This is a genomic window from Sphingobacterium sp. UBA5670, assembly GCF_002420705.1.
Taxonomy (GTDB): Bacteria; Bacteroidota; Bacteroidia; order Sphingobacteriales; family Sphingobacteriaceae; genus Sphingobacterium.
Genome location: NZ_DIIM01000010.1, coordinates 184,163 through 209,676, shown reverse-complemented (window position 1 = coordinate 209,676; position 25,514 = coordinate 184,163). Strand labels below are relative to the sequence as shown.

Sequence of the window (25,514 nt, the reverse complement as noted above, 5' to 3'; positions counted from 1 at the left end):
ATTCTAATTGATAATCGGAAATTTTACATCGCTATCCTATAATTTCAGTAGAATCAAAGCTTACGGTGGAAGATATATCGTCAAGTAAGCTTTTAGTCGAGTAAGCTTTATATGTTCTAAAGTTTGCTTATAAAATCAAGTACATCTGCATATTTCCCATCTGTACGCTGCCCTGCAATTGTTACCGTATTTTTTTTACTTCCGGATCGTACTGTAATCACATAGTCTGCTCCATCTACACAACGTGCACACTCGTCAATTTTGGCGTTCATTAAATCATACGTCTCGACATATGACGATAACTTTCTAAAAATGTCTTCACTTGTTTTGTAGCTTTTATCTTTTACAGTTTGAGGATTGCCAGTAGTTCCAGCGGGATACTTTACCTCTGTCTTATTTTGATCGACACTGATATTTACAAATTCGCCCCAGCCAGAAATTCCTTTTATTTCTACTTGAAGTCCAGAAGTTGAAGGATCATTGATATCATTCGATTTTTTACACCCAAAAAGGAGGAAAACACCCATTAAAACCAAATAGATTGTTCGTTTCATAATTTAGAATTTAATTTATTTGACTATTTAACGAATTATTTAAAATATATGCTACACAAAAAATCCTGCACGAGGCAGGATTTTTTACGTATTATTTTTTTCGATATTAATTTTGAGTAACTCTACCTGGAGTTGTGTAATTTAATGACTGTGGATCAAAATGAGTCCAACCTGCTGTCCAATCCTCTGTTCCAAATGCACCTCGATAAGCTACCTTATCGAAGAAACTTCCTGAAACTTTAGCATTTGTAAAGCTTGCTCCCGTAGCTGCAGCTGATCCGGTTGATAACGTAAAGTTTGGATTTGCCGGCGTACTAGAGAAGTCTTTTCCAAAATTATAAGGAGCTGTAAACAAATTATTTGCATACATTTTATTCTCAAAAGTATTATTAGCTTTAATTAGCGCCTCTACTTGACTTGCTATACTCGTTGTTGAAGTTGTCTTGATCCCCACTGGATTTCCGTAAAACAAATTATTAGTAAATACAGCTTTTCCGTCTACTACATTTTTAGACGTTGATTCAGCTGTAGTCACTTTTGTATCATCAACATAAATTCCGATAGGGAATCCTGAAATCACAGAATTTACTACACTGATTGAAGAATTACGGCGAAGTTGGATACCATGTTGGAAATTCGCATTTGGTGTAAATCCATCTTTGGAAATCGGGCCTATGATAGATACATTTGAAAAAACAGCAGATGTCTTTGGTGTCTGATCAGTTCCGCTACCGTTATTATCCGATTCAAAACCATTGGATTGTGAAACGTCAGCTGCTGCATTAGCACGTTGAGACACTGCAAATTGAACATTTCCAGAGTAACCAAAATCCGTATCAAAATCATCATCCCATGTACCTATCGCCAATAAGTGTTTTGCATTGACAGTACCACCAAACCATTCGAAAGCATCGTCTCCAGAGCGATATACCTGAATATAATCTAATGTTGTTCCACTACCAACACCACCTAAAGTCAATCCATTGATCTCATTATCTGGAGAGAAAGGAATTCCTCCAAATTCTATGCGTACATATTTTAAAGTTCCAGAATTGTCAGCTGCATCAGTACCACCATAATAGATATAGTTTTTGTCATCTTTACCTGTTGGAGCTGTCAAACCGCCTTCAATTTTAACATCATTTCCCTGGTTAACAGGCGCTTTACCAAGTACAATAACGCCACCCCAGTCTCCATGAGAACGAGCACCTGCCGTCAAGCCGGAGGTAAATACAATTGGTTTATCAACCGTTCCAACAGCATTGATTTTTGCTCCACGTGTGATCGTCAATGTTCCTTTAGTTGCCTTATCACCTTTGATAATGGTACCAGGTTGAATCGTTAAGGTAGCACTATTAGATACAAACACAAACCCTTTTAACACATAAATTTTATCGGATGTCCAAGTGGTATTACTTGTTATTTCGCCTGAAATTTCGACCACATTTTCATTTACTGGATTAGTCGGAGTTTCTGTTCCGTCACCATTATCTGTAATTGTAGTTTCTTTACATGCTCCTGCAAGTAACAATGCAGATAAGGATAAGAATAAAAATCTTTTTTTCATTTTATAAGTTTTATATACTGTACAAATAAATTCAATTACTTTAACCTTGAAATTAAATTCTTGTTAATTTTTTATTATGATCTAAAATGTATAATTAAATGACAATGAATAGTTTGAACCTGGCTTATATTTAAAACTAGTTTCATTAGGTATGTTTAATTGTTTATTATCATAATAAACATTAATTGCATTATTTAGAATATCGCCTGCATTGAGTTTAACCTCTCCTTTGCCCTTTAGGACCTTATAACCAACTTGAAAATCCAACACATTCCGAGGCGCTTCCCAAGTACTTGCAAAGCGAATACCACTGGCTTGAGTAATGCGCTTACCTATTCTATTATAAAGGATGTTGACGCTTAACTTATTATCGAGTGCAGAATGTTGTAATCCCGCATTTATCACATAAGGAGATTGCCCTACCATCGGTCTCGACTTATCGATATAATCCAAATCAGTAGGGTTTTTTACTTTAGAATGTACCAAAGAAACATTCAAATAAGCGATTGTATTTTTCAAGAATTCCTGTTCGTTAATAAAGCTTAAATTTTTACGCGCTTCCACCTCAATGCCATATAGGTCTGCTTTAGGTGTATTGAAATAACTGATATCTGGTGTTGAATTCACATCGTAACGAAACGGTTCTATCGCATCTGTAAAACCTTTATAAAAAGCAGACACGGATAGAATTTCACCGGCAGAAGGATAATATTCGAAACGTAAATCTGCATTGTTAATGGAGCTTCGTTTTAATTTCTCATTTCCAATAATCATCCCCATATTCTCAAAATCATAGAACGAGAATGGAGCTAACTCCCTAAATTCAGGTCGTGCCAATGTACGATAATATGACGCTCTGATATTGGTTTTTGGAGTCAAACTATAAGTCATATTAACTGACGGCAAGAAATCCAGCTTAGTATCATCAACGCTTTTCTCAATTTTTCCCGACAATATCCGCAAAGCATCTACCTTTACATTGTAATTTTCAACTCTTAAACCGTATACAACCCTAAACTTGTCCGCAAATTTTTGGTCCATCATTAAATAACCAAAGCTCGACAATGATTTTGCATTATAGATATCTCCGTCCCCTTTCACTTCGCCAAATTTATAAACGTTCTGATCAATCAATGTAGGTGAAAAAATCTGATCTGGAGCCAATTGAAGGATACGTGTTTGTTCATCACCGGTTATAGCCAAAGTATTTAACTCAAACCCTACAAACCTTGCATCAAAATTACGTTTCCTAAACTGCGATCCCAGACCGGCTTTTAAAGTACTTGGTGCGCTCAAGAAATTTAAAGGTGTTGAATAACTAGCTTCACCTGAAAAAATATTCTCGTTCAGATCTGCAAACAGTCTTGAATTTGCTTTACCAACAGTAGTTAAATTTGCAAGATATGGAACAGAAGGATCATTTGCGTAATCTTCATGCTTTTGATAATTTATTTTGGTCTGATTAGGTTGGTTATTACCGATATTACTCCAAGACGCCGTCCATTTTATCTTATCATTTTTATCACTCAATACATGCTCGCCATCTAGAGTAGATTTAAACAGGGATTTTTGCATCAAGTCATATGCATAAAACTTGTTAATGGAAGATGAGCTACCGTCTGTTCCATATCGTTCCGTATATGTGTTATCATAAGTTCGATTGTACAAGTTTTTCCAAGTTATTTTATTCTTTCCAAATGTATAACCAAAATTCGCTAAGGCCCCTAAATTAGTAGAGAACTTGTATTGTTGATCCCGATAATCATAGGTAAACCAATTGCGCTCAATATTTGGCAAAATATTTTGCGAATTACGATAGTTTACAGAAAATAAAGCTCCAAAACGACTATTATCTTCGAATTGTTTTACACGTCCCAAAGAAAATTGGTATGCCTGTGAAGGCAACGCACTTTTTGTCTGGATACCAAAATCATTTGGAAGTGATTTTAGCGCCAGTCTTTGCCATTTTTGAGATAGCTGTCCATCAACATCTGCCCGAGAGGGAAAATTCTTAGCCAACTGACTTGATCCATCATCAAAACCTAAATAATTTTGAACGTTCTTTTTAGTTTGTAAGAAATCTTTAAATGTCGACGCAGTATTATAACCATATCCCAAGCCGAAAGAGACAAAATTTCGATCTGGAATATCTTTTGTAGAAATTTGAACTGCTCCCCCAGCAAAGTCCGCAGGAAGATCAGGTGTTGCAGTCTTCGAAATTGTAATCTTATCAATTAAAGCCGATGGAATAATATCAAATGAAAATGCACGACGATTGGCTTCTGTACTTGGTAATACGGAACCATCCATCATCGCGACATTGTAGCGGTCACTCAAACCGCGAACGATCACAAACTTATTATCTTGAATTGTCGTACCACTGACACGACGCAAGGCTTCGGAAGTATTTTTATCTGGTGATCTTCTGATCTGCTCACTTGAAATACCATCAGAAATCAATGCACTATTTTTTTGTTGCGAATACAAGGCACCGATAGATTCCTTCTTAAAAGATCCTGTAACAACAACTTGATCTAACACTTGTCCTTCTGAATTATCAAGAACGATATCTAAATTGGTCAGATCATTCGCTTTAATCTCAACCTCCGTAACTTGCTTTGTCGAGTAACCAACGTAAATATACTCTACAGTATACTTACCTGCCGGTAAAGCTGGAATACTGTACTTTCCGGATACATCAGAACTTCCACCCCTTGATGTTCCTAAAATACGAACAGTTACTCCGGTGATTGTTTCGCCAGTCTTACTGTTAGTAATAGTCCCCATTAACTTCCCACTACTTTGCGCATAAACTGTTGTTGATGCAGCTACTACGAGCGTCATGGCAGCAGCGATTCCTTTAAGTTGTAATTGTGGTTTCAATTTATTTGTTTTTTTGTTTCTGCAAAGCTATTAGCAGAATATTAGGTTAACATTAACAACAAATTACCATTACATGAATCAGTTGTTAATTTAATGTTACCAACAATCAGTTTTTTTCGATTTTCAGCAAAAAAGAGTGTTAATTGCCTTTCAGCGTAATATCAGAGCTGTTTGCATGGAGATTATATTAATGAAGTGTAAGAAAATTATTAAGCACTTAATTTATTAACACAATTAGGTTATTTTTATACCCTAGATCTTAATATACAACATCTAGTAGTTACTTAAAGGCCCGTGATACAACAGGATACCGAGGAAATCGGCAACCTTTCCGGCGGCAATTTGAGGCTCAGCACCATAAATCATTTTTTATATGCAATATAATTGCAATTATATTGCATATAAAAAGCAATTTATCTAAGTTTGAATATATTTTCAATTTCTGATTCCCATGAGCACTCCAATCGTATCGACTACACAGTTATCATTTCAGTATCCAAATTCAGCGCCAATTGAATTTCCAGATATTTACATCGAAAAAGGTCAACATACACTATTATTAGGAGATTCAGGTTCTGGAAAAACAACACTACTTAATATCCTTGGCGGCTTGTCAAGGCCAGAAACAGGTCAGGTCAGCATAAATAGTCAAAATCTATCCTTGTTATCCAACAGTAAACTGGATCAGTTCAGGTCTCAGTATATTGGTTTCATATTTCAAGAGGCCCATCTTCTGAGAAATTTAACGTTATTAGAAAATATTAAATTGGCGCAGTCCTTGGCCGGAAAAAAGGTAGATACAAGCGCTATCAATATCATCCTTAAACAGCTGCAATTGGAGGAAAAAAGTAACGCTTATCCAAACGAATTGAGCCGCGGCCAACTGCAGCGTGGCGCTATTGCGCGCAGTATTATCAATAAACCGGCCTTATTGATTGCTGATGAGCCAACGGCTGCATTGGACGACAACAATACCCATAGGGTATTAGAACTCCTTTTATCGATAGCTGATACTGCCGGTTCAACTTTATTGATCACAACACACGATAAGAGAATAAAAGATCAGTTCTCCAAAATGTACCTTTTAAAATAATTTTTTACTTTCATTTACGCGTCACCCTTTAGTTTTAAAATCTGCTATGAACACGATACAATTGGTTTGGAAAAATTTAAGTAGACAGTTTGGCTCGGTCTTTCTAAGTATACTACTTACGGCGTTTGGAATTTCCATCCTTGCCGTGCTTTCAATTACAGGAGAAACTTTTGAAAAGCAGCTTGACAATAACAGTAAAAATATTGATTTAGTCGTCGGCGCAAAAGGAAGTCCTCTTCAGTTGATCCTATCTAGTGTTTATCATATCGACAACCCAACAGGCAACATTCCGCTGGATGAACTGGATCCATTACGTCAAAATCCACTTGTCCGGCTAGCGGTGCCTTTATCTTTAGGTGACAATTTCAAGGGACACCGTATCGTCGGAACGGATTCTTCTTTCCTTTCCATCTATGAAACATCTATTGGTGAAGGCCGTATCTGGCAAAATAATTTTGAAGCAGTCATTGGTGACCAGGTTGCAAAAAAACAGCAGCTCAAAATAGGTGATCAAATTCATAGTTCACATGGTTTGAGCAAAGATGGTCATCATCATGATGAACATCCTTTTACTATTGTTGGCATTTTAAAGCATAATAACAACATTACGGATAACCTAATCTTAACTAATTTAGAAAGTGTCTGGGATGTCCATGGGATAGCACATACACATGACCACGAAGAAACCTCACTACAGAAAGAACTTCGTGAACGTGAAGAGGACAGAGAAGAGACTGTCAACGCTCACCTCCATCATCATGGTGAAGATATCGTTGCCGAAAAAGAGCAGCACAACCATGCTGATCATACTGAACACGAAGAGGAAGGCGTATTTGTGAAATCTATTGGCGCAGACATGATGAAGCAAAGCGGCTTAGAAATAACAGCCATTTTGGTAAAGTATCAATCACCCGCAGCAATCGGCATATTACCAAAATTGATTGATCAACAAACAGACATGCAGGCGGCATCTCCCGCTATGGAAAGTACCCGTCTATTTTCGCTATTAGGTGTAGGGATAGATTCTTTATCGATACTTGCCTATGTGATTATGCTCATTGCCGGCTTAAGCGTCTTTATTAATCTATACAACGCGTTAAAGCAGCGCAAATATGATCTTGCTATTATGCGTACGCTGGGAGCTTCGAAGGGAAAACTCCTGACTATTGTTCTCCTTGAAGGCCTAACAATTACAATTGTTGGCGGATTAGTCGGACTAATCATGGCACATTTGGCACTCTACTATATCAGTAATCAAACAAGTCAGAGTGCAGATTTCATCGAGGCCTTTAAACTCCATCCCAAAGAATTGGTGTTTTTGCTTGTTGCCTGTATAATCGGTATCTTTGCTGCACTTATTCCAGCAATCAAAGCCTACAGGACAAGTATTTCTGGAACTCTATCAAATAAGTAAATTTTAAAATCAACGTTCAGGAACAAAGAATCATCAAATAACTTCTCGACTCTTAACAATAAAATTAGCAATGAAAAAAATAATCTCAGTATTCATATTTATAGTATTTTGTACGCTACAATCCCAAGCTCAAATAGGCAGCAATCCGGATGTTCCGGACCATACACCTATGATGAACAAAACATGGGAAGCTATCGATAAGATGGCTTATAAAGTAACTTATAATGGGGCAAAGAAAGTATATACTCCTTTCTATCCAAAAGAACTCAAAGCGCTTGAAAATAAAACAGTTGAATTACCTGGTTATATGGTTCCACTCCACAGCGGCAGAAATCACAAAAACTTTATGATGTCTGTGTTGCCTGTTATGCAATGCCAATTCTGCGGTTCCAATGGCATACCGCCGATGGTTGAAGTGACGTTAAAAGGCGGTGCAATCAAATTCTCCGAAGATCCGATTAAATTAAAGGGAAAAATGATCTTTACCAAAGATCCACTTAAGGGCAATGCTGAAATTCAGATTGTGGATGCCGAACCAATAAAATAAAGCAGTGTTTATTTCTGCATAATCAAATCGTGCTTACAGATCTTTCGCAGCTGAAATATAGCACAATAGGCCGGCTTTTCTTTCTTCTTATCGATTCAACAGGGAAACTTCCATGCAGGCTGCTAAAGCAGCTGTTTCAGTCCTTAATCGGGCCTCTCCCAGTGAGATGGGACAAAACCCCATGTCCAGTGCCAAATCGATTTCTTCCTCAGAGAAATCGCCTTCGGGACCGATTAGGATAATATAATGTTGAGCAGGTTCCAAAATCTGGTTTAAATACTTCTTTTCAGCGTCAACACAGTGTGCAATTGCCTTTTTAACACCTTCTTTTGGGATTTCTCTCAAAAACTGCTTAAACGAGACAGCAGGATTGAGTTTGGGAAGATAGGCTTTCAGTGATTGTTTCATGGCGGCCACAATTACCTTATTCAGACGATCTAATTTAACTTCTTTTCGTTCAGAATGCTCACAGATAATTGGTGTTATTTCTTGAATTCCAACTTCAGTCGCCTTTTCCAAAAACCATTCAATACGATCGATATTCTTTGTCGGACCAACAGCAATATGCAGATGGTACCGGGGCTGCTGATAGTCCTCCTTGACATTTAAAATAGTAAGAACGGTACGTTTGGGATGAGGATCAATAATCTGGGCTTCGTACAAGCCACCACTGCCATCTATAAGGTGCAAATGATCTCCATTATTCATACGAAGCACACGAATAGCATGCTTACTCTCTTCCTCACTAAGGATAAAATTTTCTAATGAAGGATTTAAATCCGGTGTAAAAAATAACTGCATTTACTTTCGTTATAATCTTATTCCGCTGTATCGTCATCGGCCGATTCGACCAATTCTAGTTTGACAAACTCAATATTCTGTTGCGCTTTCCGGATAATCGTGAAGACATAGCCATATTCCTCCTTCCGCTCGCCAACCTCAGGTATTTTATCAAAGATTTCGCTCACCAAACCCGACATGGTATCGTAGTCTTGACTCTCTGGTAATTCAATAGGGAGAAATTCATTTACATCATGAATACTAGCCCCCGCATCGACCATATATTCCGTTTCCGAAATACGTTCAACAACTGGCGTTTCTTCATCGTATTCATCCTGAATCTCGCCAACCAATTCCTCTACAATATCTTCCAAAGTAACCATACCTGCAGTACCACCAAATTCATCCAACACAATCGCCAACTGTAGACGTTTCTGCTGAAACTCAGCCATAAGATCATTGATCTTCTTTGTTTCAGGAATGAAATAAGGCTTACGCATGATATTTTTCATGACAACCTCTTTTCCTTTTGCTAAGAGCGGGAGAATATCCTTTGTATGGACAATACCCACAATCTGATCGATGTTGTCTTCATATATTGGAAGCCTAGAATACCCCTCTTCAGTCATGGTTTCAATCAGTTCAGAGGCATCTGCAGTGACTTCCACTGCCACAATTTTGGTTCGTGGCACCATAATATTTTTAACGATACGCTCGTTAAAATCAAATACATTTTTAATCAGCTCGTGCTCGGAAATATCCAATGCACCAGACTCCTTACCTTTATCCAAAAGATATTGCAGTTCTTCAGAAGAGTGAGCAGACTCACCTTTAGTCACTTCAAAACCTAGAATTTTCAATAGAAAATTAGCAAAGCCATTTAAAATCCAAATAAATGGTCTAAAGATAAAGTAGAAAAATTGCAATGGAACTGCAATTTTCATTGTTGTTGCAACAGGTTTTTGAATCGCAATGGATTTAGGAGCGAGCTCCCCAAATACAATGTGTAACACAGTAATAATCGTAAAAGCCAGCACATGTCCTGCATTGGTCGCGATTGTACCTGTTAATTCAACACCGAAAAAACCTAAAGCCCCCTGCACAATTTGGGTCATTACTGCCTCCCCTACCCAACCTAGAGCCAGTGAGGAAAGCGTAATCCCCAATTGTGTAGCGGCCAAATAACCATCCAAATGCTCCGTTATACTTTTGGCTATCGTAGCAACTTTGCTGCCTGTTTTTGCCTGAACTTCAATTTGGGAGACTCGGACTTTGACAATAGCAAATTCTGCCGCGACAAAAAAGCCGTTGGCTAATACTAAAAAAAAGGTCCAAAATATATCGAGCGCCATGCTTGGGGTTATTTGTTAACAAATTCTTTTTTGTACAACTCGATAGCCTCGATCAAGATTCTTTGTGCTTCTTCACGTCCTTTGACACCTTCAACAATAACATGTTTCTTTTCAAGTGCTTTGTAACTCTCAAAGAACTGTACGATCTCTTTCATTGTGTGCGGAGGCAATTGATCAATATCTTTAATGTAATTAAAAACTGGATCGTTCTTAGCTACCGCAATAATTTTATCATCTTGTTCTCCACCATCAACCATGTTCATCACACCAATAACCTGTGCTTCAACCAATGTCAATGGTAAAATATCAACTGAACAAATCACTAAAATATCCAAAGGATCTTTATCGTCGCAATAAGTTTGTGGAATGAAACCATAATTGGCAGGATAAACGACAGATGAACTCATTACTCTGTCCAAAAGCAACAAACCAGTTTCTTTGTCTAATTCATACTTTCCTTTGGATCCGTTTGTAATCTCAATGATAGCATTTACGGCATTTGGCACATTCTCACCTGGAGAAACCATGTGCCAAGGGTTTTGTTTACTCATTTTTTAATTTACTGTATATTTTGTTTGTTTCTTTTATCTCTTATACGCTTTTTAAGCAATGTTATTGCAATCGGTAAAAATGCGATAACAATCATACCAACGACAACATATTCTACGTAATGTATAATCCAAGGGAATTCAATACCCAAGAAATAGCCTGAAAGCGTCAGCACCAATACCCAGATCGCTGCGCCTGCAACGTTATACAGAACGAATTTTTTAAAATCTAATTTAACAACTCCAGCAAAGATAGGTGCAAAAGTTCGAACTATTGGAACAAATCTTCCTATAATTAAAGCTGTTCCACCATATTTATGATAGAACTCTTCGGCCATCACCACATATTTTCGCTTAAAGATGAAACTATCTTTTCGCTTAAATAGCATGGGCCCGGCTCGATAACCAAACCAATAGCCCGTAAAATTTCCCAGTACTCCTGCCACAAACAAGCCTAGACAAAGCGTGAATATACTAACGTCAATCTTATTTAGCGCACAAAATAATCCTGCAAGAAATAACAAATAATCACCAGGTAGAAAAAATCCAAAAAACAGACCTGTTTCAGCAAATACAATTAAGATAACTAGATAAAACCCTCCAGAGCTTAATAGCTCCTCCGGGTTCAATAATTGTTGAAATGACAACAAAAGTTCATGCATAACCTTTAGTAAAAATCAATGTTGCGTCCTTATTTTAGAACAGATTCCATGCCTATTTTCGTACAATTTTGAAACAACAAAGTACAAATATAGCATTCTTCTAAAAAATGAACGTAAATCAAGTGTAATATAATCTATTCTAATTATTGATTTTGCGCAGTTATGCTGACGATAGACTCTCGAATAGTCGTCGCAATTTGATGAAGTTCGTCCTCACCCAAACTCAATTTAGGTCCAGCAAAGTTTAAATCACTAATCTTATTAATAGGCACCAGATGTATATGTGCGTGAGCTACTTCCAAGCCAACTACGGCTACACCCACTTTTACACACGGAATTACCTTTTTGATGCCTTGAGCCACAATCTTTGCAAAGACCCAAAGCGCCATATATTCATCATCTTCTATATCAAAAATATAGTCTGTCTCTTTCTTGGGTATCACGAGAACATGCCCCTTAGCTAATGGGCTGATATCCAAAAAAGCTAGAAAATCATTACTTTCCGCCACTTTGTATGCTGGAATCTCCCCAGCAACGATTTTTGAAAAAATTGTCGACATATTATTCTAATCTTGGAATAAATCTTTTAAACAATAATCAGTATACAAACTCGAAGACTCGAAGCCTTTGGTAGGCAACGGTTAAAATGTTAACCAGAAAAATTCCCATACCTTGTTGTTCTACTGCTCAACAAATATAAACAAAAAAGGTCGCGATTGCTATATCACGACCTTCTTAATATAAAGTTAATTTGTCGATGCGCGGTTATGGCATACCGCACATAACCGACATATATACTATCTTGAAATCTCTACGATCTCGAATTCTATTTTACCTGCTGGAACTTCGATCACTGCTGTATCGCCTTTCGATTTACCCAACAAACCTTGAGCAATAGGAGATTTAACAGAAATTTTACCAGATTTAAGATCTGCCTCTGACTCTGCAACCAATTGATAAGTCATTTCAGCACCATTCTTCTTATTCTTGATCTTTACAATCGATAATGCCAAAACTTTCGATGTATCCAATTTAGACTCATCAATCAAACGAGCTGTAGCCAATGTATTCTCCAAATTGGCAATTTTAGCCTCATGAAGTCCCTGAGCTTCCTTCGCTGCATCATACTCTGCATTTTCTGACAAATCACCTTTGTCTCTAGCCTCTGCAATAGCATTGGCAATTTTAGACCTTCCTTCCGTCTTCAGATAAGCCAATTCTTCTTTAAGCTTACGCAATCCCTCTTCCGTAAAATAAGTTACTTCTGCCATAATTTTATCTTTTTTCTTATTTTCTACATTTTAAAAAAGAAACAAGACCATATTACCCTCGTCGGGAAACATGGTCTTGCTTTCAATCTATACGAAGATAATAATTGTTTTCAACAAAACAAATTCTTACCTGTTAAATATAATTAAATCTCTTCCTCATCAACAAATTTATACCCCAAGCCCCGTACCGTTTGTAGATAATGCGGCTTATCTGGATTGGTCTCTATCTTTTTTCTTAAACGAACCACATGCATATCCAAAGTCCGTGTGTTGACATTTGAGCTATATCCCCAGACAACCTCCATTAACTCTTCGCGCGTAATCTCCCGGCCTAAGTTTTGCAAAAAATGTAATAAAATCCGGTTCTCCAGGATCGTCAACTCCACTTTCCTCCCGTCACGTATCAGGGAATGAATATTGGGATGATGCTCCGTCTGACCGAACTTATAAACTTCCGGACTGTTTTTAGGTAAGAAAAATTTCACCTTATTGTCGATCATAGCAATCAGTACATCCATATTGAATGGCTTGCTAATGTAATCAGTTACACCAAAGCTGTAGGCTTCAATTTTGTCTACATCTTGAGATTTAGCTGTCATCATGATAATGATATTCTCAAACCCGGCTTTACGGACATCTTCACAGATCTCGTTGCCTTCTTTTCCTGGAAGCATCCAATCCAACAAAACCACATCTGGTCTCTTTTCCAAAATCAAACTTTCTGCTTCATTCCCATTTCCACTCTGGATGACCTGATAGCCTTCGGATTCCAACCGATGTTTTACCAAGAACCGTAGGTTCTCATCATCTTCAATAACAGCAACAGTGATGTCTTTATTCATATTTAAATTTATTTTTAAACCGGAAATACCAAGGTAAAGGTGGTCCCTTGTCCCAATTGACTTTTTACTGTAATATCACCGCCTATAAATTCAGTAATTTCTTTACAGAAAGCCAAGCCCAAACCGATACTTCCTTGCTGATTATATTGACTTTTTATTCTATAAAATTTTTTGAAGATATTGTTAAACTCAGCCTTCTCAATTCCTATTCCTTCATCCTTAAAAGTGATAACAAAATTCTTCTTGTTTTGTTGTATCGCAATATCCAAGATTTTATGCCCCGTTTTCGAATATTTATAGGCATTATCAATCATATTTTGAAAAACACTGCTCAGCAGTACCGGGTCCGCAAGCATTGATGTCCTTACATCAATTTTTGTGCTAATCTTGAAATCCGAATATTTTATTCTTGACGAAGCTACTAGATTTTCGGTAAACTCCTCTAAGTCAACTTCTTCTTTATTCAATTTTATTGTTTTATTTTCGATCTGACTAAATGACAAGAGCTTGTTCATCAAGTTATTTAATCGATCCGCCTCCTGATCCAATATATTTCCATACATCTTCCGTTCTTCATCAGAGAGTACCTGCGCACTTTTAATATTGTTACCAGCGATTTTAATAACGCTTACAGGCGTCTTAAACTCGTGGGTAAGATTATTGATGAAATCGTACTGCAATTTAAAAAGTCTTCCGTTAATTTCTAAATTTCTATAAATTAAATATAGTATTGCAATTAAAATTATATAAATCAGGGACACTCCTCCCAATACAGGCCAAAAACTGCGGTTTATCTCCTTAGAAAGAAAACTTTTGCTCGACCTAAAAAGGAGCTTATAATCCGCTAATGCTCCAGGCAATGGCATCTCTGTGGAAATCTCATCATTTTCTGGGGTAATCGGAGCACCTACCAGCGGAACTATTTCAACTTTCTCATAAAGATTTGAATAACTATTTTTCACTTCCAGATACATTGGATCGATCTGAAAATTAAACATATCCTGTTCATAGCCCACCGTATGGTCCAAATTACCCTCCATAATGGACTTATAGACAATCAGGTCGTTTATCCTGGGAATATTCAGGTAGGTAATCTGCCCAGGTCGTATGGTATAAAAAACCTTTAGGATGTCCTTATCAGAAAGTTTAGCATTCGGTTGCAACTTGTCGATATAAGTTGCTAGCTTTACGCCGATATTATTAATCTCCTCGGAATGCAACCCCATCTGCCCACGATCCCGAATCGTATTTTTATTCAACCCAGAGCGCGAAACGGTAAAAAAAGTAATGGTTTTCGGCTGAATTCTAAGATTATTAACAATAAAGCCGTAGTTCAGATTGTGATCATTATTAAATTGCAAATCAAAAAATCCTATTTCGCGAACAAAAGGATATGAGCTTAATATACTATAGGCATATTTTCCCGCTTGTACTGAATCCAAAAAACCCTGATAAAAAGACACCTCAGGAATTCTATTTTGAAAGAAATCATTGAAAGGAACTAAGGTTTGATCAAATATTTCCGATTTCCGATTGGTAAATTCATTCTTAATATGTGACTCCGTATAATTGCGGGAAAGAAAAAGGGCAAATATATACAGACCACTGATTACAATGAAAAACATCAATAACAGGCCGTAGTTTTTTCGATAGCTATATTTCTCTGCTTTCATAATCTGCTGCCTTAGTCTACAAGATATTTCGCCAAAAATCGCTCCAACTCGTTATAGTAACCAAAGACATTCTCATCTCGCTTAAATGTTCTATCCTCATCCTCTTTTAAGATGTACTGCACGGGAATATTATTATTCTTCAATTTCTGCACAAATTGATTTGCATCTGTGACCGAACTGAATCGATCCTTTCCGCCTTGTACCAATAACACCGGTATTTTTACTTTATCTGAATGAAATACCGGCGATATATTTTTGAATAATTCAGCTTCACGAATTGGATTTCCAACGATCTGGTACATTTTCTGTACATAAGATTTAAAATAGGGCGGTATATCCCTAAAATAGGTAAACAGATTGGTATATCCTGAATAAGACACGGCACACTTATATATATCCGAATTAAAACAAGCTGCATGGAGCGCCGAATACCCTCCAAAACCTTTGCCTACGATTGCAACACGTTCCCGGTCAGCAATTCCCTCTTTGATCAGCCATTTCACCCCATCGGTAATATCATCCTGAATCTTTCCGCCCCATTCTTTAAATCCTGCCGTCCAAAACTTCTTACCAAAACCTGTTGAACCTCTATAGTTCATCTGAAAAACCAAATACCCCCGATTTGCCAAGAATTGAGCCTCATTGTCAAATCCCCATACTTCGCGTCCATTAGGTCCATCATGTGGCAATACAACCATAGGCAGATCTTTGCGATTGGAGTGTACCGGATAGGTCAGATAGCCTGAAATCTGAATACCATCGCGTGCTGTATAGGTGATATACTCATTTGGCGATAGTTCTTTATCTTTTAGGTCTGAATTATTATCCGTTAGCTTCGTTAATTTTTGCGACGAAAAATCATAAAAATAGATTCCACCAGGATTCACATCTGTATAGGTCTTGATAATGATCTTATCCCCTGAAACGTCTGTGTTCAATACCTGAAATTCGAATCCATCGATCTGCTTCGACAGTTGATCATATTTCTTTTTGGTAGCGTCATCAAAAAAATGTCTATTCTGCCTTGACGTGCTGTAATTTACAAACAACAGCTTATTTTGTTCAGTGAAGTACCCTCCTGGACTTACGTCGACATCTTTATGGCTATAAAGTTCGCCTAGCTCTTTTTGATTTGCGAGATCATAACTTACCAAAGCCAGTTTATCTCGCTCTATATTGGATAAGGCGTAAATAATAGCATTTGAACTATCCTTATAACCCAATGGTGTGAAACTGCTTTCGACGTCACATCGTATAATCTCTTTGAAAGGTTCTTTCTCGGACGCCCTATAGAGCACGGATTGTTGCACTGAATCGTTGGCTACTGCCAATCGTATCTGCCCATCATTAGAGACTACCCACGAACTCATATTCCCCGGATTCTGCAAAACCAATTCCCGTGGCCGTCCGTCTAAATAAATACGATAAAGATCAAAAAACGAGGAGTCTCGATCATTAATTCCCGCAATAAAACTATCGCCCCCGGTCGTCATTGCATGAATCCAGCGAAATCGTCCGCGAACAGGCTTAACCAAAGGCCAAATTTTCTCTGTATTGATATCCACAGCATATAAACGTAAACTGTCCTGCGAGGATTGTTCAGTCAGAAAAGAAATTTTTGAATCATTATTCCATGCAAAAGACTTAACATTAATATCATTTTGATAAGTTAGCTGCTTAGAACTGTCCTGATGAACCAAATCGATCAAATAAATATTTTTGCAATGGTTATCCAAGCCAATATAAGCTATAAATCGACCGTTCGGTGAAATCTTAAAATTTGATTTTTCAGGTGTAGAAAAAAATTGATTTATTGGAATAGGATCAACACTATGTCGTTGACACCCCAACATGATCATGGCAGAAAAAAATAAACCTATCCAAAATTTCATCCTCATAATCCCAAATACATCCTTATCATTTATTCCAAATATTGTAATTAAATACGGAATTGCATGAAATGCAACCTTATTTTTACAAGATATAGTAATTAAATGTAATATTCAAACTTATCGACGCTCTGCCTCTGAGATTCTTTTTTATAGTCGAAAAATAGCGTATTTTTGTTTATGTTTTTATACAATGTCTCCGTCATCGCAGAAGAAACAATCCATCAGGAGGTCGTTTCGTGGATTCAGGATAATATCGTGCAATCCCAAAAATTTCAAGTGCATTTCTTAGAGATGCTCCAGTCTCCACATGAAGGGATGACCTATTGCATTCAGGTCATACTCCCATCGGAAGAACATATAGCAGATTTTCAACAGGTCCATCTAATCCCTTTGCAGCAACTTATTTTGGAAGCGTATAAGGACAAGGTTTTCCTTTTTGACAGTACCATGAAGTATTTAAAAAAATAAGAGCTCTAAAGAGCTCTTATTTTTTTATTTCATTAATATCTTTGCTTTCTTCCTCAAGGTTCTTATGATAATTTTCACCTATCTCTACCGCCAATTCATAACGCGGATCATAACTGATCTTTGGCGTTAAAAAATGAAGTAATATTAAGCGGGCATATCTAAAATTAAAAGGTGCAAACACCAAAATGGTGACAGCTAAGCCAATAAGATATGACCATGGAGACTCGCTTCCCGTCAGAACTGCGATCGCAACGGATACAGTAACAATCTCTGCGACAGACAAAGCATAACTCACATACATAGCCGCATAGAAATAACCGGGTTCAACCTCATACTTGACACCACAATGTGGGCATGTATCATTCATATGCTGCTTACGTAAACTGTATACCTTTCCTACAAATACATTACCGATATGACACTTGGGACATTTGGAATGTATCATTGCATGAAATCTGGATGTAGGCATTAAAAATCTATTTTATTTCGTTTATGAATTTCTTTGTTACAGGATTCTTTTTGCGATATTTTTTATACCACAGATAACCAAGACCTGCTGCGGCCAGATAAGGTATCACCAATAGAAACAAGATACCGTCATTCAGACCTCTTCCCTGCATATTTCCTTCCTTCGTAGAATTTTCAGCGTTCAATGTACACATCGCACACTGTCCGTAAGAAACAGATACAGCCGAACAGCTTAAGGTAAATATTAGGAGTAAATATTTAAACCATTTCATAAGGCAAAGGTACTGAAATTTTAACGATTAGCGCGCCAAAGATTCAAATTTATCCCAGAAACCATCTTTCGGCAATGAAGCTTTCAATTCCATCTTATCTTTTTTGATTGGATGTGTAAAGACCAATGAACGGGAATGTAAACAGATGCTACCCAAAGAACTGCCCCTTGGATATCCATATTTATTATCGCCAACAATAGGACAGCCCATCGCTGCAAGCTGTGCACGAATCTGATGGGTACGACCAGTCAGGGGTTCAACGCGCAACAAATAAAACCCATTCAATTCGCCTACCAATGTATAATCCAGTTCAGCATAACTCCCACCCTTCACTTCTCGCGGAAACGCCTTCGTGACTCTTGTTTGCCTATTCCTAACCAACCAATTGATAAGTTTTCCTTCGGTTTTTCGCGGGCGTTGTCTAACAATCGCCAAATAGGCCTTTTTCACTGTTCTGTCCTGAAAAAACTTATTCATACGCTCCAGCGCTTTGCTTGTCTTAGCGAAAAGAATCATACCACTGACCGGTCTATCTAAACGATGAATGACACCAACAAAAGCTTCATTTGGTTTATCATATTTCTTTTTTAAATAGGTTTTCACCATATCTTCTAACGATAGATCTCCCGTTTCATCCACCTGTACAATATCTCCCGCCCTTTTGTTTATTGCGATGAGATGATTATCTTCATAGATGACGTCTTTATCTGTAATTTCAGTGTGATTCATTTTTTCCAATCTAAAAGGATAATCTAAATGCCATACAGTTCAAAAGATCTGTTGACTTGCTCCCAAATAATGACTTCAATATTATTAAAAAAGGCCCTACGCAAGCGTACAGCCTTTCCATATGTTCTTAATCAGACTTATTTTGCGCTGTCCGCTTTAAGTAATTCAGCCTTTTTCGCGTCCTCTTTCATCTTCTTCTTAAAGAAACCGCGCAATAAGAAATTATGCTGCAGGGCTTCCATATTTTCGTCCAGCTTTGCTGTACTCGAATTCAAGTTATTGATTGCCGATTTAATTTGATTTGCCGAAGTAGGATCGTTCAACAAAACACCCACCGCATTATCTTTATCGTTTAATCGGCTGGATGCATTATTCAAATTGTTTATTAATGCATTTGCTGTCTGAGAAACTCCTTGCAACTGTGCTGCTGACTGGCGCAGATTAGAGAATATCGCAGTATCCGTCGTTAGATCATGAATCAACCCTTTATTGCTGTTTAAAGAGTTTGTCAATGTCACCAAATTTGCGGATGCTTTATTTGCATTATTCATTGCTGCACTGATCGACAGGAGCGTCGCACGAAGTGTATTCACCATAGAGGTATCTGTCAACATTGCACCAACCATACCCTTTCCATCTGCCAATCCACGTGATATCTCTACAAAGTCAGTGGTAATCTTGGCTAGGTTTTCGTTATTTACCTGCAATGTTTCCATCATGGCTTCCATATCTGCAGTCTTCGCCGAACGTAAGAAATCGCCAGTCTCAACAGTCGGTGCATTCTGCGATCCTCCAGAGATCACAACGATCTTGTTACCAATCAAGCCGTCCGAGCCTAATTTGGTCACGGCATCTTTACGGATATACTCAGCAGATTTCTCCTCAATTGTCAATACAACCTCTACATCCTGCACACTTTTAAAATGAATATTCTTAATAATTCCCACCTTGACTCCAGAAAACCACACATTACTTCCCACTTTTAATCCGGCGACATCAGGAAATGAAGTCGTAATTTCGATATTTTTAGTAAATTTCTTTTGCTGGCTACCCAAAATAAAAATACCCGCCAAAAGAATCAATACGCCTAAAAAAACAAAAATACCAACAATGATTGCTCTTTTATTTTCTGCCTTACTCATGTATATTATAGAATAAAATTATAATTATAAAACGCCCTTACGCGCGCGTCATCTGTATCAAAAATTTCTTCAAAAGACCCTTGTCTTTCAAATTTGCCATCCAACAACATCACAATACGGTCTCCCACTTCCTTCGCACAAGCTAAATCGTGTGTGATAATAATCGATGCTGTTTTATAACGCTCCTGAACCTCATTGATCAATCCATTAATATCCAAACAAGTGATTGGATCTAATCCTGCCGTTGGCTCATCGTACATCATGATTTCAGGCCTAAGAATCAGCGTACGAGCAATACCAATTCGCTTACGCTGTCCACCGGACAGCTCCGATGGCATCTGATTAATCGCTTGCGACAGCCCTACACCATCCAACACCTCCTCTACGGCATGATTTATTTCAGACCGTGTCAAATTGCGCTTGTTTCGAACTAATGGAAACTCTAGATTTTCTCGTACAGTCATACTATCATAAAGTGCACTATTCTGAAATGAAAACCCTATTTTTAAACGTAATTCGCGCAATTCACGATCATTTAATTCCGTGACAGAATCCCCTAACACATTGATGCTGCCTTCATCTGGCCTTAATAATCCTGCAATTAATTTGATCAGCACGGATTTCCCTGTTCCAGAACGCCCCAGTACAACGAGATTTTCTTCCTTATATAAATCGAGGTTTACACCTCGCAAGACATGATTATCACCAAAAGACTTGCTGACGTTCCTAATCTCAATGACCGGCTTCGAATGGTCGATAGTTGATTTAATCTTTTCCATATCTTACTATCCAAAGAACGATAAAACCTGAACAATAATTATTTCTTCAATAAATACCAGAAACATCGAAGCAACAACCGCCGCATTGGCTGCCTTGCCGACACCTTCTGTTCCTTTTGAAGAAAAATAGCCACAATAACAACTTACAGCGCCAATGGTAAAACCAAATATAACCGCACGCAAAACCATCGCTCCTAAATCTTTAAATGCTATCGTTTCAAAAACCTGCGTAAAAAAACTCAAAAAGCTCAAGTCATCTTTACTCATCATACTGAGATAACCACCTAAAAGACCTATACCCGCAACATAAAAACACAGAACGGGAATCCCAATAGTAGTAGCTAAAATTCTACTTACAATAAGATATTTATATGGATTGGTACCAGAGACTTCCATGGCATCAATTTGCTCCGTCACATTCATAGAACTAAGTTCCGCTCCAATTTGTGATCCCACTTTACCCGAAGCAATTAATGCAGTCACCAAAGGTGCTAATGCACGAACAATGGCGATCGAAATAAGAGAAGGCAACATCGATGTTGCCCCAAATTCCTCCAAAGAAGGACGTGATTGTTTTGTAAAAACGAATCCAACAATAAATCCCGTTAAACTAATTAAAGGCAACGACTTATAGCCTATTTCATAGCACTGGCGAACAATTTCTTTGAATTCATATGGGGGAGTTACCAATTCGCGCCAAAACCGTAGCAAAAAACGGTGAATGTTTGCGAATTCTAGAAAAAAAGTCTGAAGTTTTTTAGCCATTTAAATGATGTCTATTTCAAATTAATGTGTCATAAAACACGTCTTATGCTGAACAAACACGTAGCAATTCGAGCGGTAAAGGTAAATAAAAAATATGTATCTAAAATTGTCGTTTATGTAAAAAGATCATCAATTTGACTTTTAATATAAAAAAATCAGATTTCAACTGTACCGATTAAACCATTTTATACGTTATGCTGTCATAATAACAAAGACAAGAGCATAGAGTTTTGTCATACTTTTAAATATTACTGCGATGAAAAATTTAGGTAACATAAAATATTGGGTGCTTGGTTTTATCGGTATCGCCTCTTTTTCAAGTTGCGCTACTTCAATGGCACAACGGGGAGGTTATACAGGCTATAACAACTATAACAACGCTGGAGTTTCATTCCAGATGTTCTATGATCAGCTCTCTCCTTATGGAGAATGGGTTAATGACCCCAATTATGGTTATGTTTGGATTCCTGACGTTGGCCCGAATTTCCAGCCTTATGCAACCAATGGTTATTGGACAATGACCGACTATGGCAATACGTGGGTATCTAACTATGACTGGGGATGGGCTCCTTTCCACTATGGTCGCTGGAATTACAACGATCGTTATGGATGGGGATGGGTACCTGACTATGAATGGGGACCTGCATGGGTAAATTGGCGTCAAAGTAACGACTATTATGGTTGGGCACCTCTGGGTCCCGGCATGAATATAAATGTTTCAGTTAACATTCCGATGAACTTCTGGACATTTGTGGCAGTCAATCATTTTATGAATCGGGATATGGATAGATATTACGTTAATCGAAGAAATTACAACAATATCTATAACAGAACCACGATTATCAATAATACGACAATAATTAACAACAATTATTATGTTGGTGGCCCTCGAAGATCCGATATTGAACGTTCGACAGGAAGAAGTGTAACTGTAAATCGAATTGCAAATGCAGATAGACCTGGATCTGTCCGTAGCAGCAGCAATCGCAGCAATGAAATCAGTATGTACCGTCCGACAGTAGACCGTAATACCCGCTCTTCAGCACGTCCGACAAATGTCGTTGATGCCTCTACCCGGACACGAAATAACAATAGTGAGATTTCAGATCGAACCAATCGTGTTATCACCAACAGAGACAATATCGATTCAAGATCAGGAAGTCGTGAATTATATATTGACAACAGTGGAAATGCTTCTGTAAGATCTCGAAACGACGCTAACAACGGTGGATCAAGCCGTAGCTCTAATAATAACACGAGAACCGGAGACAATGGTACGGTCACTAGAAATAACACCGGGGCACAACCCAATACAAATAACTATGATTTTAGAACTCGATCAGGCCGACAAGCTGATGGCTCAAATAATAGTACACCTGTCAGTAGGAACCGACAAAACGGCTCCGTTGATAACAACGGTGTAGCCAACGGCAGAAGTACAGATTACAACAGAAACACCGACTATAATTCACGTTCGCGGTCAAATGCTAATCGCTCTGACCAGTCTGTCCCTCAACGTGTAGTTACACCGACAACAACACCACAACGAAATGGAAACTATGATGGTGGTAGCAATAGAACACGCTCGAGCCAACCTGTGTCACAGCCTGTATCTCAACCATCACAAAATCGGAGTTATGAAAATACAAGAAGTAGATCGAATACCGATAATTCATCATCAGTATCACGATCAAGGTCTTCAGGAGGTGCTGCTGAACGCAGTTCGGGACGTTCTTCACAAGGATCAGAAAGATCTTCTAGAACAAGATAATATAACAAAATAAAACAATAAGCATAAAAAAGCGGGTAGAATGACAAACTTTACCCGCTTTTTTATATTTATACCTTTTTATATTTATCATGAACAATCCATACATTTTGACGTTAATTAGTAAATTTACGGCTTCAAACAAAAAACAGATCGATAAAGATGGCTTCATTTACCTCTATATTAGATAATGACTTTTACAAATTCACCATGCAGCATGCTGTGGTCAAGTTATTTCCAAAGGCCAAAGCTCGCTATCATTTTATTAATCGGGGGCATCATAAATTTCCCGATGGTTTCGACGTCCTCCTGAAGGAAGCGGTCAACGAAATGGCTAATTTGAAATTAACCAAAGCAGAAAAAGTATTTTTTGCCCGAACCTGTCCTTATATAGACCCTACTTATTTTGACTTTCTTCAAGGTTATCGCTACGATCCCGAGGAGATCAAAATATTTCAGGACGGCCCTGATCTTGAAGTCATTATTGAAGGTTACTGGTACCGTACTATTCTCTGGGAAGTGCCACTCATGTCTCTTATCTGTGAGCTTTTTTATGAATCTCAAGGTTTACAGCGTGCATCAGATGCAGAAGTAATCGCTACAGCCAAAGGCAAAATCGAAAAATACAAAAAACTAAATATCACCATTGCTGATTTTGGTACCCGCAGACGCCATTCTTACGAAGTTCATGATTTGGTCGTTCGCACACTCAAGCAATATGGCGAAAAAACATTTATTGGCACAAGCAATGTGCATTTGGCCATGAAATATGAAACTAAACCAATTGGTACCCACGCGCATGAATGGTTTATGTTTCATGCTGCTAAATACGGTTATAAGATGGCCAATCTCCTTGGTCTTGAACATTGGTCTGATGTCTACCGGGGAGACCTCGGAATAGCGCTTTCAGATACCTATACGACAGAAGTCTTTTTTCAGCAATTTGACAAAAAATTAACCAAATTATTTGATGGAGTCCGCCACGACAGCGGAGATCCACTTGAATTTACGGACAAGGTTATTGCACACTATAAGAAAAATGGAATTGATCCACTCTCCAAAACAATCATATTCTCGGATGGACTGGACTATGAGAAAGTCGAAAGAATTGCCAGATACTGCGAAGGCAAAATCTTGCATTCATTCGGCGTTGGCACAAATTTTACCAATGATGTAGGCCTTAAACCCATGAATATCGTCATTAAAATGACCGACGCTTTACCAGAAGATGATCAATGGACCCCCGTCATCAAACTATCTGACGAACCGATGAAACATACGGGAGATGAAGACTCCATATATATAGCTAAAAAAGTATTAATGATTGATGATGACAATGCATAGAGACGTATACGGTGAAGCCTTAGATGATTACTTTGTACATCAAGAAGAAAAGTTTCCTTTGTTACTCCACACGAGTTATGGTGATCAAGACGAAATGCCGGTCGAGATTTTCTTTCGCGAACCCGAAGATTTCCCCGAACTGGAATTTATTGGGCTTTCCTTATGTGACGGACGTGTATTGGATGTAGGCGCAGGGGTTGGTAGCCACAGCCTTTATTTACAGGAAAAAGGATTTGAAGTCGATGCATTGGAATTGTCGCAGACAGCTTGCCACATTATGCAACAGCGCGGAGTACAACATATTATCTGCGAAGATTTTTATAAATTCAACGGTCAAAAATATGATACACTCTTGCTTTTGATGAACGGAATAGGCCTTGCTGGAGATATAGACGGTTTTAGAAAATTATTGGAGCATAGTAAAGAATTATTGACAGCGAATGGACAGCTCATATTTGATTCTTCAGACATCAGTTATCTTTATAAAGATTATAATATTAAAAAGCCGGAACATTACTTTGGGGAAATTCAATATCAATATGAGTACAAAGGAACGCGGGGAAATCTTTTCAAATGGCTTTATTTGGACCAAGATCTATTGATTAAAATTTCTCACGAACTGGGCTGGGTTGTCCAAATATTGTACGAGGACGAAAATGATCAATATCTTGTTCGCATGGAATTAAAAAAATAGCCTGTTT

25 protein-coding genes are annotated in these 25,514 nt (G+C 37.8%); 7 read left to right on the top strand and 18 right to left on the bottom strand.

Features of this window, described 5'->3' with window-relative positions; all coding sequences use genetic code 11:
- Nucleotides 1-116: 116 nt before the first annotated feature.
- From B3C94_RS09750 to B3C94_RS09740, 3 genes are all read right to left on the bottom strand, one after another.
- Nucleotides 117-554 carry a hypothetical protein gene (locus B3C94_RS09750; RefSeq protein ID WP_293902729.1) on the bottom strand — a complete coding sequence of 146 codons (438 nt, stop codon included), beginning with the start codon at nucleotides 552-554 and terminating at the stop codon, nucleotides 117-119.
- Between the two features lie 106 nt (nucleotides 555-660).
- Nucleotides 661-2,121 (bottom strand): hypothetical protein, encoded by a 1,461-nt coding sequence (locus B3C94_RS09745; RefSeq protein ID WP_293902726.1) that lies wholly within the window; start codon nucleotides 2,119-2,121, stop codon nucleotides 661-663.
- An 81-nt stretch (nucleotides 2,122-2,202) separates the two neighbouring features.
- Nucleotides 2,203-5,004: a TonB-dependent receptor gene (locus B3C94_RS09740; RefSeq protein WP_293902723.1), complete on the bottom strand. Its 2,802-nt coding sequence runs from the start codon at nucleotides 5,002-5,004 to the stop codon at nucleotides 2,203-2,205.
- Nucleotides 5,005-5,455: 451 nt separating this feature from the next.
- On the opposite strand from B3C94_RS09740, the gene B3C94_RS09735 reads away from it, so the two are divergent.
- The 3 genes from B3C94_RS09735 to B3C94_RS09725 all read left to right on the top strand — a co-directional run bounded on the left by B3C94_RS09735 (nucleotide 5,456) and on the right by B3C94_RS09725 (nucleotide 8,058).
- Nucleotides 5,456-6,097 carry an ABC transporter ATP-binding protein gene (locus tag B3C94_RS09735; RefSeq protein ID WP_293902720.1) on the top strand — a complete coding sequence of 214 codons (642 nt, stop codon included), beginning with the start codon at nucleotides 5,456-5,458 and terminating at the stop codon, nucleotides 6,095-6,097.
- A gap of 46 nt (nucleotides 6,098-6,143) precedes the next feature.
- Nucleotides 6,144-7,511, top strand: coding sequence for an ABC transporter permease (locus tag B3C94_RS09730; protein ID WP_293902717.1), 1,368 nt, complete (start codon nucleotides 6,144-6,146; stop codon nucleotides 7,509-7,511).
- Nucleotides 7,512-7,581: 70 nt separating this feature from the next.
- Nucleotides 7,582-8,058, top strand: a complete 477-nt coding sequence (locus B3C94_RS09725; protein WP_293902714.1) for a hypothetical protein — start codon at nucleotides 7,582-7,584, stop codon at nucleotides 8,056-8,058.
- 87 nt (nucleotides 8,059-8,145) lie between these two features.
- Here the strand turns inward: B3C94_RS09725 and B3C94_RS09720 are convergent, their stop codons facing one another.
- The 9 genes from B3C94_RS09720 to B3C94_RS09680 form a co-directional block, all read right to left on the bottom strand.
- Nucleotides 8,146-8,859, bottom strand: coding sequence for a 16S rRNA (uracil(1498)-N(3))-methyltransferase (locus B3C94_RS09720; protein WP_293902711.1), 714 nt, complete (start codon nucleotides 8,857-8,859; stop codon nucleotides 8,146-8,148).
- Nucleotides 8,860-8,876: 17 nt separating this feature from the next.
- Entirely contained in the window at nucleotides 8,877-10,190 is a 1,314-nt protein-coding gene (locus B3C94_RS09715) for a hemolysin family protein (RefSeq protein ID WP_293902708.1), read from the bottom strand.
- Between the two features lie 8 nt (nucleotides 10,191-10,198).
- Nucleotides 10,199-10,741 (bottom strand): inorganic diphosphatase, encoded by a 543-nt coding sequence (locus B3C94_RS09710; RefSeq protein WP_115047605.1) that lies wholly within the window; start codon nucleotides 10,739-10,741, stop codon nucleotides 10,199-10,201.
- An 8-nt stretch (nucleotides 10,742-10,749) separates the two neighbouring features.
- Nucleotides 10,750-11,400, bottom strand: a complete 651-nt coding sequence (locus B3C94_RS09705; protein ID WP_293902700.1) for a DedA family protein — start codon at nucleotides 11,398-11,400, stop codon at nucleotides 10,750-10,752.
- 143 nt (nucleotides 11,401-11,543) lie between these two features.
- Complete coding sequence (locus B3C94_RS09700; RefSeq protein ID WP_293902697.1) at nucleotides 11,544-11,960, bottom strand: HIT family protein; 417 nt, start codon at nucleotides 11,958-11,960, stop codon at nucleotides 11,544-11,546.
- Nucleotides 11,961-12,197: 237 nt separating this feature from the next.
- Nucleotides 12,198-12,671 carry a transcription elongation factor GreA gene (greA, locus tag B3C94_RS09695; RefSeq protein WP_046674213.1) on the bottom strand — a complete coding sequence of 158 codons (474 nt, stop codon included), beginning with the start codon at nucleotides 12,669-12,671 and terminating at the stop codon, nucleotides 12,198-12,200.
- 143 nt (nucleotides 12,672-12,814) lie between these two features.
- Nucleotides 12,815-13,513, bottom strand: coding sequence for a response regulator transcription factor (locus B3C94_RS09690; RefSeq protein WP_046674214.1), 699 nt, complete (start codon nucleotides 13,511-13,513; stop codon nucleotides 12,815-12,817).
- A 14-nt stretch (nucleotides 13,514-13,527) separates the two neighbouring features.
- Nucleotides 13,528-15,186: a sensor histidine kinase gene (locus B3C94_RS09685; protein ID WP_293902689.1), complete on the bottom strand. Its 1,659-nt coding sequence runs from the start codon at nucleotides 15,184-15,186 to the stop codon at nucleotides 13,528-13,530.
- Nucleotides 15,187-15,197: 11 nt separating this feature from the next.
- Complete coding sequence (locus B3C94_RS09680) at nucleotides 15,198-17,078, bottom strand: alpha/beta hydrolase family protein (protein ID WP_293902686.1); 1,881 nt, start codon at nucleotides 17,076-17,078, stop codon at nucleotides 15,198-15,200.
- 177 nt (nucleotides 17,079-17,255) lie between these two features.
- On the opposite strand from B3C94_RS09680, the gene B3C94_RS09675 reads away from it, so the two are divergent.
- Nucleotides 17,256-17,546, top strand: a complete 291-nt coding sequence (locus B3C94_RS09675) for a DUF4286 family protein (RefSeq protein WP_293902683.1) — start codon at nucleotides 17,256-17,258, stop codon at nucleotides 17,544-17,546.
- A gap of 16 nt (nucleotides 17,547-17,562) precedes the next feature.
- Here B3C94_RS09675 and B3C94_RS09670 read toward each other — a convergent pair whose 3' ends face one another.
- The 6 genes from B3C94_RS09670 to B3C94_RS09645 form a co-directional block, all read right to left on the bottom strand.
- Nucleotides 17,563-17,913, bottom strand: a complete 351-nt coding sequence (locus B3C94_RS09670; RefSeq protein ID WP_343555755.1) for a DUF983 domain-containing protein — start codon at nucleotides 17,911-17,913, stop codon at nucleotides 17,563-17,565.
- Between the two features lie 109 nt (nucleotides 17,914-18,022).
- Nucleotides 18,023-18,286 carry a hypothetical protein gene (locus B3C94_RS09665; RefSeq protein ID WP_293902679.1) on the bottom strand — a complete coding sequence of 88 codons (264 nt, stop codon included), beginning with the start codon at nucleotides 18,284-18,286 and terminating at the stop codon, nucleotides 18,023-18,025.
- A gap of 27 nt (nucleotides 18,287-18,313) precedes the next feature.
- Nucleotides 18,314-19,015, bottom strand: a complete 702-nt coding sequence (locus tag B3C94_RS09660; RefSeq protein WP_293902676.1) for an RluA family pseudouridine synthase — start codon at nucleotides 19,013-19,015, stop codon at nucleotides 18,314-18,316.
- 137 nt (nucleotides 19,016-19,152) lie between these two features.
- A complete protein-coding gene (locus B3C94_RS09655) occupies nucleotides 19,153-20,157 on the bottom strand; it encodes an MlaD family protein (protein WP_293902673.1) in 1,005 nt (334 codons plus the stop codon).
- A gap of 5 nt (nucleotides 20,158-20,162) precedes the next feature.
- Nucleotides 20,163-20,936, bottom strand: coding sequence for an ABC transporter ATP-binding protein (locus B3C94_RS09650; protein WP_293902670.1), 774 nt, complete (start codon nucleotides 20,934-20,936; stop codon nucleotides 20,163-20,165).
- 6 nt (nucleotides 20,937-20,942) lie between these two features.
- Nucleotides 20,943-21,701 carry an MlaE family ABC transporter permease gene (locus B3C94_RS09645; protein ID WP_075991659.1) on the bottom strand — a complete coding sequence of 253 codons (759 nt, stop codon included), beginning with the start codon at nucleotides 21,699-21,701 and terminating at the stop codon, nucleotides 20,943-20,945.
- A gap of 256 nt (nucleotides 21,702-21,957) precedes the next feature.
- On the opposite strand from B3C94_RS09645, the gene B3C94_RS09640 reads away from it, so the two are divergent.
- The 3 genes from B3C94_RS09640 to B3C94_RS09630 all read left to right on the top strand — a co-directional run bounded on the left by B3C94_RS09640 (nucleotide 21,958) and on the right by B3C94_RS09630 (nucleotide 25,507).
- Entirely contained in the window at nucleotides 21,958-23,472 is a 1,515-nt protein-coding gene (locus B3C94_RS09640; RefSeq protein WP_293902660.1) for a DUF6600 domain-containing protein, read from the top strand.
- Nucleotides 23,473-23,631: 159 nt separating this feature from the next.
- Nucleotides 23,632-24,813, top strand: coding sequence for a nicotinate phosphoribosyltransferase (pncB, locus tag B3C94_RS09635; protein ID WP_293902657.1), 1,182 nt, complete (start codon nucleotides 23,632-23,634; stop codon nucleotides 24,811-24,813).
- Entirely contained in the window at nucleotides 24,806-25,507 is a 702-nt protein-coding gene (locus B3C94_RS09630) for a class I SAM-dependent methyltransferase (protein ID WP_293902654.1), read from the top strand. The genes pncB and B3C94_RS09630 overlap by 8 nt, the downstream gene beginning before the upstream one ends.
- Nucleotides 25,508-25,514 lie beyond the last annotated feature (7 nt).